Origin of the sequence: Pedobacter paludisoli, from assembly GCF_052344095.1 — a bacterium.
Classification (GTDB): Bacteria; Bacteroidota; Bacteroidia; order Sphingobacteriales; family Sphingobacteriaceae; genus Pedobacter.
This window is the reverse complement of record NZ_CP179926.1, coordinates 4,262,996-4,275,864: the sequence shown is the minus strand read 5'-3', so window position 1 is coordinate 4,275,864 and position 12,869 is coordinate 4,262,996. Positions and strand designations below refer to the sequence as shown.

At 36.9% G+C, this 12,869-nt stretch carries 8 protein-coding genes; 4 read left to right on the top strand and 4 right to left on the bottom strand.

What is annotated here, in order from left to right; all coding sequences use genetic code 11:
• The first annotated feature begins 68 nt into the window (after positions 1–68).
• Positions 69–1,106, top strand: coding sequence for a hypothetical protein (locus ACJVDK_RS17570; RefSeq protein ID WP_443937967.1), 1,038 nt, complete (start codon positions 69–71; stop codon positions 1,104–1,106).
• Positions 1,107–1,169: 63 nt separating this feature from the next.
• On the opposite strand, the gene ACJVDK_RS17565 is transcribed toward ACJVDK_RS17570, so the two are convergent.
• Both ACJVDK_RS17565 and pnuC read right to left on the bottom strand, forming a co-directional pair.
• The gene (locus ACJVDK_RS17565; protein ID WP_443937966.1) at positions 1,170–2,258 is read right to left on the bottom strand and encodes an acyl-CoA dehydrogenase family protein; all 1,089 of its coding nucleotides are present in this window, start codon (positions 2,256–2,258) and stop codon (positions 1,170–1,172) included.
• A 13-nt stretch (positions 2,259–2,271) separates the two neighbouring features.
• Positions 2,272–2,892 (bottom strand): nicotinamide riboside transporter PnuC, encoded by a 621-nt coding sequence (gene pnuC, locus ACJVDK_RS17560; protein WP_443937965.1) that lies wholly within the window; start codon positions 2,890–2,892, stop codon positions 2,272–2,274.
• 734 nt (positions 2,893–3,626) lie between these two features.
• Between pnuC and ACJVDK_RS17555 the strand changes: the two genes are divergently transcribed.
• From ACJVDK_RS17555 to ACJVDK_RS17545, 3 genes are read left to right on the top strand one after another with little or no spacing between them, the layout of a single operon-like run.
• On the top strand, positions 3,627–6,872 hold the full coding sequence (locus ACJVDK_RS17555) for a SusC/RagA family TonB-linked outer membrane protein (RefSeq protein WP_443937964.1): 3,246 nt from the start codon (positions 3,627–3,629) through the stop codon (positions 6,870–6,872).
• A 12-nt stretch (positions 6,873–6,884) separates the two neighbouring features.
• Complete coding sequence (locus ACJVDK_RS17550) at positions 6,885–8,288, top strand: RagB/SusD family nutrient uptake outer membrane protein (RefSeq protein ID WP_443937963.1); 1,404 nt, start codon at positions 6,885–6,887, stop codon at positions 8,286–8,288.
• 11 nt (positions 8,289–8,299) lie between these two features.
• Entirely contained in the window at positions 8,300–9,403 is a 1,104-nt protein-coding gene (locus tag ACJVDK_RS17545; protein WP_443937962.1) for a TlpA family protein disulfide reductase, read from the top strand.
• Positions 9,404–9,463: 60 nt separating this feature from the next.
• Here the strand turns inward: ACJVDK_RS17545 and ACJVDK_RS17540 are convergent, their stop codons facing one another.
• Both ACJVDK_RS17540 and ACJVDK_RS17535 read right to left on the bottom strand, forming a co-directional pair.
• On the bottom strand, positions 9,464–12,214 hold the full coding sequence (locus ACJVDK_RS17540) for a DNA gyrase/topoisomerase IV subunit A (protein WP_443937961.1): 2,751 nt from the start codon (positions 12,212–12,214) through the stop codon (positions 9,464–9,466).
• 141 nt (positions 12,215–12,355) lie between these two features.
• Complete coding sequence (locus ACJVDK_RS17535; RefSeq protein ID WP_443937960.1) at positions 12,356–12,853, bottom strand: cytidine deaminase; 498 nt, start codon at positions 12,851–12,853, stop codon at positions 12,356–12,358.
• Positions 12,854–12,869: the final 16 nt, after the last annotated feature.

The window sequence follows — 12,869 nt, the reverse complement described above, 5'->3', positions numbered from 1 at the left end:
TACTATCCTATTTTCACATCCCATCAGCATAAGATTAATTTAACCCCAATACACATCTATATTATATTATGAAACTAGCTCATTTAGCATCAGCTACGATGCTTAGCTTTGCAGTAGTAGGCCTATTTGCGAACTGCACTTCGGGAGGTGGTAAAAGCACCACTCAATCATCAGACACAACCAAGAAAAAGACCGACACAACGGAAAACGTTATGAAACCGGTTGACCCAAAAGTATACGATTCATTAGTAGCTAAATTAGCCAATGGCGATACCACTGGAAAATGGCCCGTAAAAAAGCAGCCTACTCCTTTAGCGGGCGCTATTTTACCCTTTAAACGTATTGTGGTATATTACGGTAACTTGCATTCGAAGAAAATGGGCGCTTTGGGCGAATATGCCCCTAAAGAAATGTGGAGACGTTTAAATGCCGAAGTTAAACATTGGGAAAAAGCAGATCCTACCACGCCGGTACAACCGGGTTTACACTATATCGCTGCTGTGGCAAGTGGTACACCAGGTAAAGATGGAAAGTACATCAACCGTATGGGGAACAAACAAATTGATTCGGTTTTAAAAATCGCCAAAATGCAACCGGGTACAATCGTGTTTTTAGATTTACAAGTTGCTTTAAGTAATATCAAAGCAGAGTTGCCACACATCGAGAAATATTTGGAGTTGCCGTATGTTCATTTAGGAATTGACCCTGAGTTTTCAATGAAAGACGGATCATTACCAGGCAAAAAAATTGGCACATACGATGCCGCTGACATTAACTATGTTTCTGGCTATTTAGCCGATATGGTCAAAAAACATAATTTACCTCCTAAAGTTTTTGTCGTACACCGCTTTACTAAGAAAATGGTTACCAATTCACAAAGTATTAAACTTCGTCCAGAGGTTCAAATTGTAATGCACATGGATGGATGGGGTGAGCCAGATTTAAAAATTGGTACGTATCGCCACTTTATTTTTGGCGAACCAGTTCAGTTTACAGGATTTAAATTGTTCTATAAAAACGATTTGAAAAAAGCTCCTAATCGGATGATGACGCCTGAAGAATTGCTAAAACTTAAACCAAAACCTATTTACATTCAATACCAGTAGTTTAATAAAAAAGTCCTGTACACAACATACAGGACTTTTTTATTATCCGATAAAATCCAAATTTTAAGGTTGCTCAAAAGTAAACAATGCGTGTTGACTTGCCGTGTGAATGTCGCGCCACACCCGGTTAATTTCCGTTTCCTTTCGGGCTGCTTCTAAGCCGCAGTATGGAAATAAGGTATCACATATTTTTCGTGTGGTGTGTGCCATGTGTCTACTAGTTGTACTCACCTTTTCCAAACTCTCCAGAGAAATCGTTGAATGGTTGATCAATTCATCCCAAGATTGGTCAAAGGCTTCATAAAATGCTATTCGCATTCGTGCCATTTCCAATTTTGAATCCTGTAAAACTTGGGTAAAGTAATTAATTTGCTCCGCGGTATACCGCTTTAATCCCGATCTTGCATAAAAGCTATTTTCTACCAGTTCCACAAAATGCTTCGCCATCCCTAAACTATTAACAGCAAGCGTTGTTTCGGCTAACTGCAAAAAGGGATAATCAAATCCTTGATCTGCAACTTGAATATTGGTATTGATGGAAAAAGTTCTATTGAAAGGCACTTCGCATTGATGTACCTCAAAAGCATGACTACCCGTTGCAACCAAACCAAAATAACTCCATCCAGGTAAAATATGTACTTCGTTCTTTTTAAGGATGAACGATTTAATTATTGGATTACCTTCTTCGTCTGTAAACTCCAACCCTTCTTCATTCTGCAGCACACAATTAGCCGTAAAAACGGTTGCGTGTAGCGCCCCACTTGCATATTTCCAATGCCCGTTGATAACATATCCATTAGGTGTTTGGGTTGCAGTACCACCAACAGCACCACTACCGGCAAAGCATACGGTTCTATCTGCGAATATTTCTTGCGCCAAACTAGGGTCTAAAAACCCAGCAAACCAACCGGCTCCGGCGCATAAAGTTACCGTCCAGCCTAAACTTCCATCCGCTTCAGCCAGCGATTCTTCTAAACGTAAAATTTCAGGCAATTTTTTACCGGGGCCACCATATGCTTCCGGAACAAATAGTTTAAACCACTGCTCTTCATATGCTTGTTCCACTATTTCAGGATGCAATTGCCCCAATGCTTCTGATTCTGCAGCATATTCTGCTACTACTGCATGCCATGTTTGCGTACTTGTTTCCATCTTACCTCCTTATTTAAATAGTTTGAAGTACATTTTTAGTGATAATTTTCTTCCATTCGAAGTACCCAAAAATGGCTACCACAAATAAAAAGGTAGTTAAACAGCCCATTAATGGAAGTTTTTTATGAAATAACAAGGGAATAGCAACGATATTTGAAATGTTTAAAAAAATCCAGTTTTCAATTTTTCGCTTGGCCAGCAACCACATACCCGCCCATGCTGTTGCCGAAACAAATGCATCCAAAACAGGCACATCCGAATCCGTATGATTTTTTAGTGCAAAATAAAAAATGGCAAAGCCGATTACGGAGATAGCACAGGCGATAAACAAATCCTTTTTTGATGACCATGCAACTTGATGTGCTCCATCTTCCTTTCGCTTTTTCCAAATAATCCAGCCATATACACTCATGACTAAATAGTAGATACTCAGTAACATTTCTGCATAAAGCTTGGCATTTAACAATAAAAACATTGATAATAAAATAGATACAATGCCCGTTGGATACAACCAAACATTATTTCGTTTCGCTAACAAAACCTCGGAAACGCCAAAACCAACGGCAAACCACTCCACTATTGAAGTATGAAAAATTTGCTCCTTAAATAGGAAAAACCACTCTTGAAAATTCATTTACAGTACTTTGCCTTACAGCCAATAAAAAAATAGTTAAAACTGCTTTCGGGGCGAAACAGCCATGTAAATAAACCTCTTCCCTCCGTCGGCATTACCCGAATCAGGTGCATTTAATGTATAAACAATAGAAAAACTTGTTGTCAAACATTAAAATGGGTGTAATCTCAGCCTTTTGTTTAAAACAGAAATTGCATCTAACAAAAAGCACCCCTTTGAGCGCGACAAATATAAGATTAATCTTGACGTTATTGGTATGATTGCTTTATACGTTGCAAAATCAGTTTAGTATGATTTTGACGGGAATTATGTAATATTTTTTTATGATTAATAAATTTAATTTAATACCTTTAGAGTAATACACTTCAAAATTTGATAATTTCTATTATTAATTACTGATCCCTATTCAGTAGCATCCCCAAATCAGTCCTAAAAATTTACTTTTCTTAACCTTTAAGAAGTTTAAGCTCATTTTGTTGCTGATACTATCTCTTTATTTCAACAAAACAATTGCTTTACTTTTTATCTGTATCTCACATTCTTTTATAAAAATGTCGATTTATAGCGTCTAAGAAAGAGTAGAAATAACGATTTAAGCTTTGCTGATTTCAACAAAGTGGTTGAAGAAAATCATAGATAAATCGATTTATTATTAAGCAAATACCCAATTAATATCTATTAAACTGCGATAAGATTGATTTTACCTACAACTAACTAAATATATACTAGATACAATGAAGCCAAAACAAACCTATATTAAACTCAACTGGCTCCGATGGGGACACTACCGCAAAAAAACATGCATTATATTGCTCTTATGTTCGTTAATTAACCTCCCCTATAGCACCTTTGCTACTTCTAACTTTCGTTTAAACTATTTCCAAAACAACATAGTCGAAGGCCAAGTTATGGATGAAGGAGGCGAACCGCTACCTGGTGTAACAATACAAGAAAAAAACAGTAAATCAAAAACGGTAACAGATGCCCTTGGGCGCTTTAAAATTAGGGTAAAAGATGAAAGCAGTATCTTAGTTTTCGTCTGTGTAGGCCTTGAAAAGCACGAAATACCGGTAGGTTCAAAAAGGAGCCTAATTGTTACTTTAAAAGAATCAACAGACAATCTTAAAGATGTTTATATTACGGGATACCAAACCATAAAAGCAAACGAAACAACAGGCTCCTATGCACGTGTAACCAAAAAACAATTAGAAAGAAAAACCTACACCAATTTACAAAACAAATTAGAAGGAATGGTGCCGGGCTTAACCCTGATTACAACAGGAGGAACTTCTAGGTTGGAAATTAGAGGAAGAAGCTCCATTGGCTTAAATAACACACCATTAATTGTAGTAGATGGTTTCCCCATGGAAGCTGACATTTCAACACTCAATCCAAATACTATCGAGAACATAACCGTATTAAAAGATGCCACAGCAGCCTCAATTTATGGTGTTCGTTCATCAAACGGAGTGATTGTTATCACAACTAAAAAAGGCACCAGCAGTTCGGCAAACATAAACTTTATCAGTAGTCTACGCTTAACAAGTGCCCCAGATTTAAATTATTTTTTAAATAGAATGTCAAGCAATGAGCAAATTGATATGGCTATTGAAAGCTTTATACCAAGTCCCGATTCACCAAATCGTTCGTATGGTTTGCTAACCGATGCATTACAAGATGCCTATTACAATCCCAACGATCCAAGTGTCATTCAATATCGGGATGACTTGATTAGCTCCTTACGAACAAAAGACAACCTATCACAGTTAAAGGATTTGTACCGCGTTGGCACCGAATTTCAAAACAACCTTGCCCTACGTGGGGGAACTACAAGCAACAAGTATTATGTTTCGTTAAATAATGTTCAATATAAAGACGTCAATGTGGGTAACTCTTCAAACAGAACCATTTTCAATATCAAGGATAACCTAAATATTTCTAAAATTATTGATTTAGAAGTTTTAGGAGCTATTACATTCAACAACTCCAAAGGAAATCTTTTAGATAGATCGACTCTTTTAAACATGCCTTCCTATATGATGCTTAAAGATGAGAATGGAAATCCTTTACCGCTTACACTTAACGGGACCAAATTAACGGAAGAAATTAACCGTTTAATTGGCCTTGGTCTTTATGACGAAACTTTTTATCCACTAAATGATTGTAAAGAAAGTTCAAGCAAATCGCGGGAGCTTGCAGCGCGAATACAAGCGAATTTAAATTTCAAATTTAAGGGTGGCTTTACGGGAATAGTAGGGATGCAATATGAAAGAGCAAACTTCGAAAGCAGCCTTTATGAATCAGAGAAATATTCAGCCTTAAAAACCGAAATTAACAATAATGCAAGAAGTCCTTTTACAGGCGAAAATGAGCAATTAATAATTCCGTTTGGAGGCCGTCTTTTTCAAAACAATTCTACTCGAAACTCCTATACGATACGCGCTCAGGCAAATTATAACCGGTCTTTTTCAAGGCACAAACACGTTGTTTCTGCTATCGCAGGTGGAGAAATGCGGCACATTTTCTCTTCTGGCAATAGTTTTACACGATATGGTTTCAACCCAAATGGCTTATCAATTGTACCATTTAATGAACTTGATTTATTAAATGCAACTAAAATCACCACCGAGTCGATAACCTTAAGAGGTGGGAACCGATATCAAATTCCGAGCATTAGCGAAAACACCAATCGATTCATAGCAATGTACGCCAATGGAGCTTATACCTACAATGGAAAATACACGTTTAATGGAAGTGTTCGAATCGATCAATCTAATTTATTTGGCACAGACCCTTCTCTCCGCTTCCGCCCATTGTGGTCAGCCGGTGTTGCTTGGGATATTTCCAAAGAATCGTTTTTTAGCTTTGATAAAATAGACCTTAAGTTTAGATACACCTATGGTTTGAATGGCAACACCTCTAACAGAAATTCGGCCTACAATGTTCTTCAAACCAGTTATTCACCAGTTTTATCCTTACTAGGGAATTCTATTATCTCACCCGCAAATACAAAATTGAGATGGGAAACCACCAAAAGCCATAACTTTGGAATGGATTTATCTTTGCTTGAGAAACGGATAACAATAAATGTAGATTATTACAATAGAATAGGAACGGATCTTTTAGCTATTGTAGACATTGATGGAACTTTTGGATTTGATTTTGGCGAAGTAAACCAAGGAAGCATGTATAACAGAGGGGTAGATTTGGGTGTAAGCTCTGTTAACATAAAAAATAAAAATTTTTCATGGTCAAGTAATCTAACACTACGCTTCAATAAAAACCGTGTAACAGAAGTTAAAGCACCCAGCAATGATTTTCTGAGCATTACAAACAATTTACAGCCACTATTTAAAATTGGGTATCCTGCCAATAGTATTTTCGGCCCTAGCTTTGCAGGCTTAAACAATACTGGGCAAGCTACCTATTATAAAAAAGACGGAAGCACTACCTCTTCGGTTTCCGATCTTACTTTTGATAATTTAGTATATCTAGGTACTATAGAGCCTACCTATTCTGGTGGATTAACCAATGTTTTCGGGTATAAAAATGTAGAATTATCGTTCCTATTTATCTTTAATGGAGGAAATGTCATTAGAAAAGATACCTATGCCGGAGAACTCAACTCAACGCATATTGACGCTACAAAAAGATGGAAGCAACCTGGTGATGAAAACACCACAACAATACCGGCAAGAACTTCGGATAGTTTTAGTCCTACCCTTTTCAGAAATGCGAATGTAAATGTACTTCCAGGTGATTATATCAAACTAAGAGAAGTTACACTGAGCTACAACTTACCAAACAAGTTATTAATGAAGTTACCATTTAAAAATTTAGGAGTAAATTTTCAAGCAAATAACATCTACACATGGACTAAAAACAAAGAAAATATAGACCCTGAAACGCAATCATTCGCTGGAGAGAGAGGCTATCGCATTATGCCTGCTTATACTTTTGGAATTAATGCCACATTTTAAAACTAGTACAGAATGAAAAAAATTAAGATACTTTTCTTTATTGCTACAAGCCTATTGCTTTGTAGCTGTCAAAAATATTTGGACGTTGTACCAAAAGATAAGTTTATTGCTCAAAAAATAGAGGACTATGATTTAATGCTAAACTCGGATGATGTTGTAAATAGCAGTGACTTAAGCGTGTTAATTTCTGCGGGAGATGATTTTGAAACAGCAGACATCATCAATCAACTAGCAGGTTTTGTATCAACTCCTTTTTATAACTCGTTTATATATCAAGAGCAGATTTACAATTCTGGAAAAAATATACTCTGGAATGCGCCATACAAAGGAATCTACTATTACAATATTATTATTTCTGAAATTGATGGAGCCGAAGGAACAAATGAGTCACTAAGAAAATCTGTAAAAGCAGAAGCCTTATTAGGAAGAGCATTTAACTATTTTATGCTGGTAAATCTTTTTGGGAAACAATACAAAGCCGAAACGGCCAATACTGATTTAGGCGTGCCCATCATTACCTTGGCCAGTATTGATCAAGAGAAACAAGAAAGATCTACCGTTCAAGAAGTTTATAACTTTATTTTAAATGATGTTACCAAGGCCTTACCTAACTTACGCGCAAGCAATGTAAAATACAGAGCGTCTAAAGCAAGTGCATATGGGCTTCTTGCACGTCTGTATTTGTATCAAGGAAACTATGCGCAGGCATTAGCAAATGCCAATGCAGCCCTCGCACTCAACAATTATATCGATAATTACACCAGCAAATCAATACTACCTATTGCTGGTTATAATCAAGAAGCACTAGCTCCCTTTTTTAATCAAGAGCAACTTTACATGAGGCAATCAAACTCTACATCAGTAGCCATTTTGCAATCCTTATACTTAAGTCAAGAATTTCAGTCTAGCTTTCATCCGAATGACGTAAGACCACTCATTTATACCACGGATTATTTTAATTTATATGGGTCAGCAGCAGGTTATCCCGAAGGACTATTTCTTGATATTGTTGCCATTAGAGAAAATCACGGCTTTTCTACAGCCGAAATTTATTTAACCAGAGCCGAATGTACCGCAAGAACTGGAAATCTACAACCAGCATTAGACGACCTAAATACCGTAAAAAGAAATCGTATTATCGGTTTTACCGATTTAACATTGAGCAACTTAAACAACAACGCTGAAGATGTATTGAAAGAAATTCTGGATGAACGAAGACGCGAAATGTTTCTTAGCGGAACCCGATTATTTGATTTAAAACGTTTAAATCTAGATCCGCGTTTTGCCAAAACCATTACACATACAGCTCAAGGTGCAGACTACATTTTAAAGCCCAACGGAAACAATTACGTCTTTCAAATACCCTCTGAACAGTTATCCATTAATCCAAAGCTCATTAAAAATCCAAGAGACTAATCAATAAAGAAATGAAAAAACAATTCAAAAAACTCGCTATTATACTCACAGCAATGCTTTTGATGGCATTTGTTGTAAAAAAAGACAAAGGTTATGCAACCGTTTCTGGTAAAATTAGTAACCCTATTAAAGACACCATATATATTTATTGGTCTGTAATAACCGACACGACCGTTCAGCCGTTGAAATATCATGATCAATTGAAAAAAATTGCGCTTAAACCCGATGGGAGCTTTACCGATACAATAAAATTTGAAGAAAATGGGAAAATTTCCTATCAAATGTTTTGGATAGGTGATACCAATGAAGGAAAATCGCTAGGCTCATTCCTTTTTCTTACAAACAAGTCGGAACTAACCATAACTGCTGACGGTAAAAATTGGGATGCTTCCTTAACGTATGGAGGCAAAAGTGGAAAAGATTCTGAGTTTATGCATAAATTCTTGATGGAAGCTTTTTCCGTTGGACAAACACATAAAAACCTTTATGAACTAGAAGAAAATGCATTTAATGCAAAACTATCAGAAATAAGAAACGATTTTACTAAAAGACTTGAAGACAATAAGAATAGCCTTTCTAAAGAGGCATATCATTCTGCTGCTGAGCAGCTAAATTCCCTTTGCTCCGGCACAATTGAAGCATACAAACAACGTAAAAATGGAGTAGCTGATTCTTTTGCAGGTAAACCTTCACCAAAATTCAACAACTACGAAAATGCTAAAGGTGGGTATATATCACTCGATGATCTTAAAGGAAAATATGTATACATTGATTTATGGGCTACTTGGTGTACACCTTGTATTGCTGAAATCCCAAGCTTAAAAGTACTAGAGAAAGAATATCACGGGAAAAATATTGAATTTGTAAGTATATCTGTAGATACCGATAAAGCACAAGCTAAATGGAAAAAAATGGTCGTTGATAAAGGATTAGAAGGAATCCAACTGCGTGCAGACAAAGATTTTGGTTCTGATTTTATTACTGCTTATGGCGTTAACTCAATCCCTCGTTTTATTTTAATCGACCCTCAAGGAAATGTTGTATCATCAAATGCTCCAAGACCTTCTAGCACTGAGAAAATTAAAAAATTATTTGACGGACTTCCAGGCATCTAATTTTTTTAAGACCTATCCGGTTTTAAAAACCGGATAGGTCTATTTTTTTAGTAATCCTTCTTAAAATAATCCTATTTGGCCATTATCATCCATTTCAATATCATCCGGATTGGTAATTTCAAAATCGACTTTCTTAACCAGCGTTTCACCATTGTCTGGTTCATCCTTTTTTAATTCCTCCAGAGTTTTTCTTTCAAACGTTGGTTTTACTTTTTTTTCTATATCCTCTTTAGTAATGTCCTCAGTCTCTTCACTTGTATCTTCATCATTTGAGCTTTCTTCCGATTCTTTTATTTCCAGCTCTTCTTCTTCAATTTCCGGCTCTTCTAAAAAGATTTCTTGCACATCATGTGCTGACAATCGATTTCCGTTGGCTTTTAAGCCTTTTACATCAATCATTTCGGCCAATACCAGTGTTAAGGTTTCTGGAATTTGAGTTTTACCTTTTAACACATCTACTCGAACACTTGCAGCTGGATTTGAGCTTATACAAACTAATTTCGACTTCGGCTCTTCGCTGATAAATACCACCTTCTTTCCATTTGTTTGAAGTTCAAAAGTAAAGCGCTTTACAAAATAATTTTGTGCTTTTCCATCGTAGTGAACCGCAGCAAACACTTTATCGGCATCAAATTTTTGCATTAACAGCAAATCATCATCAAAGTGATTGGTTAAATCAAATGAGCTTAATTCGTAGCTACCATCTTTGTGTACCTGTAAAATACGGTCATCGCCATCAAATTCGCTTAAATATTTACCTCTTCCGTCAACATTTAAACGTTTCAATAAATCATCGTACCAAATTTTTAATCCCGCCAAGGTTGAAACCCCTTTGCTTTTTAACACAATCTTTTTGACTGGATATTTGGAAACAATGTTTCCTTGCGAACCCCTGCCTTTAATGGCTACTTCCGCAAAATCTAAATCGAACTGAAGTTTCCGCAATTTGCTATGCGGTTTCAGTGCAACATTTACAATTTCTGCTTCACCATTTGGATTGGCTGTAAAATACAACACTTTAGAACCTTTAGAGCCTTTCGTTAAATCGTACTCTTTATCGCGCGTTACGCCCACCACCGCAAAACGTTTAATATAAGAGGTACCCGTTGCTCCATCTTTATATATCATGTTGTAGACGGTTCTTTCATCCCCCTTTTTAAATACTTGCGCATGAATAATTCCTTTTCCAACAAAGGTTTTATCGGCTACTTTGGTTATAATGCACTTTCCATCTTCACGGAAAACAATAATTTCATCTATATCAGAGCAATCGGCCACAAACTCATCCTTACGCAAACCAGAGCCTACAAAACCATCTTGACGATTCATGTATAACTTAATATTTGCCAAAGCAACTTTTGCGGCTTCCACCCGATCGAATAACCTAATTTCGGTTCTACGTTCTCTACCCTTTCCGTATTTATCTTTTAATTTTTGGTACCAGGCAATTGCGTAATCCGTTAGGTGTTTTAAATGTCCCTTAACCACTTTAATTTCATCCTCTAGACTTTTCATATGTTCATCGGACTTCTTCACATCAAAACGGGTGATGCTACTCATCGGTTTGTCGATTAACTTTTTAAAATCTTCAGGTAAAATTTCACGGTATAAGGAAGGTTTAAACGGCTCGAAAAGTCGGTGTAAGACCTCTACCACCATCTCAAAATTGCTCGAATTTTCGTATTCGGCATTTTTGTACATGCCTTCTTGAATGAATATTTTAAGCAAAGAACTAAAGAAAATTTTCTCTTGTAGTTCGTGCAATTTAATTTCTAACTCCTTTTTTAATAAGGATTTAGTATTTTTTGTGTTTTCAATTAAGATATCGTTCACACTCATAAAGTGTGGTTTATCATCTTTAATTACACATGTATTGGGCGAGATAGAAACTTCGCAAGAAGTAAAGGCATACAAGGCATCGATGGTTACATCGGGCGAAATACCGGGAGCCAAATGCACCACAATTTCAACGTTTGCAGCCGTATTATCTTCAATTTTTTTGATTTTTATTTTGCCTTTATCGTTGGCTGATAAAATACTGTCAATCACAGAACCTGTAGTGGTACTAAAGGGAATTTCTGTGATGACCAAGGTCTTTTTATCTTTTTCAGTAATTTTTGCGCGTACACGAATTTTCCCTCCGCGCACTCCCTCGTTATAATTCGAAAAGTCGGCCATCCCTCCGGTAAAAAAATCGGGAAGAATGTTCGGACGTGTACCTTTAAGTGACTCGATAGAGGCATCAATCAACTCCACAAAATTGTGCGGCATTACTTTCGTTGCTAAACCCACGGCAATACCCTCTGCGCCCTGCGTTAACAAAAGCGGAAATTTAACTGGCAGTGTTACCGGCTCGTTGTTACGTCCATCATAACTCAATTGCCAACTGGTGGTATCGGGATTAAAAACTACATCGTTTGCAAATTTTGATAAGCGTGCCTCGATGTAACGCGGTGCAGCGGCACTATCACCCGTAATGGGATCACCCCAGTTACCCTGCATATCAATAAGCAATTCTTTTTGACCTATCTGCACCATGGCATCGCCAATGGATGCATCGCCATGCGGATGGTACTTCATCGTATTACCGATAACATTGGCTGCTTTATTGAAACGTCCATCGTCCATTTCTTTCAGCGAATGCATAATACGACGCTGTACCGGCTTTAACCCATCGTTAATGTGCGGAACAGCCCGATCGAGAATTACATAAGAAGCATAATCGAGAAACCAATTTTCGTATAGGCCGTTAATTGGTGTAATGGTATGTTTGTGCTCTTCGTTTACGGGTTGGTCTAGTTCTTCACTCATCTATTTACAGTATTGGCAGGCGTAAATATACTAAAAATGATTCCACAGTATAAAAACGGGTTATTCACATTTTATGGTCTAATTTTTTTGCTGCAAGGGTTCAAAACCCTAATGGCTTCTCTCTTAAAAACTTGCTCGCTTTCATTTTTTTGCAGCCAACAATCGTTCCTCAACAAAAGAAAAAGGCAATAAACTTTGAATGCTTGGCACTTTTAAAACTTCGCCCCCTAAGCAATAAAAAATTACTGCAATGGGTGTCTTTTGCTTTCGTTCAAACTCAGCCATTACTTGTAAGCATGCGCCACAAGAAGTTACGGGTTTGGTAATTTCAAAATTCTCGGTATGGGCGGTGATGGCCATGCTTTCTATAACAGCATGAGGATAGCGGGAACCAATAGAAAAAAGTGCTACGCGTTCGGCGCATAAACCCGATGGATAGGCTACGTTTTCTTGATTGCTCCCTAAAATTATTTGTCCATCCGCTAAACGAATCGCCGTGCCCACGCGGAATTTTGAATAAGGAGAATAAGACGTTTCAAGTGCTTTTTCCGACAGTTGGCACAAATTCTTATCCGTTTCACTTAGTTCTTCTATTCCGGAAAATTCCTCAAATTGTATGGTTATATTTAGTATCTTCATGATATAAAGTTTATCC

What these genes read in the sequence shown, in the direction of transcription:
- pnuC (WP_443937965.1), bottom strand. Translation starts at nt 2,892, where the DNA reads ATGAATTTTCAAGAGTGGTTTTTCCTATTTAAGGAGCAAATTTTTCAT.
- ACJVDK_RS17570 (WP_443937967.1), top strand. Translation starts at nt 69, where the DNA reads ATGAAACTAGCTCATTTAGCATCAGCTACGATGCTTAGCTTTGCAGTA.
- ACJVDK_RS17555 (WP_443937964.1), top strand. Translation starts at nt 3,627, where the DNA reads ATGAAGCCAAAACAAACCTATATTAAACTCAACTGGCTCCGATGGGGA.
- ACJVDK_RS17550 (WP_443937963.1), top strand. Translation starts at nt 6,885, where the DNA reads ATGAAAAAAATTAAGATACTTTTCTTTATTGCTACAAGCCTATTGCTT.
- ACJVDK_RS17565 (WP_443937966.1), bottom strand. Translation starts at nt 2,258, where the DNA reads ATGGAAACAAGTACGCAAACATGGCATGCAGTAGTAGCAGAATATGCT.
- ACJVDK_RS17540 (WP_443937961.1), bottom strand. Translation starts at nt 12,214, where the DNA reads ATGAGTGAAGAACTAGACCAACCCGTAAACGAAGAGCACAAACATACC.
- ACJVDK_RS17545 (WP_443937962.1), top strand. Translation starts at nt 8,300, where the DNA reads ATGAAAAAACAATTCAAAAAACTCGCTATTATACTCACAGCAATGCTT.
- ACJVDK_RS17535 (WP_443937960.1), bottom strand. Translation starts at nt 12,853, where the DNA reads ATGAAGATACTAAATATAACCATACAATTTGAGGAATTTTCCGGAATA.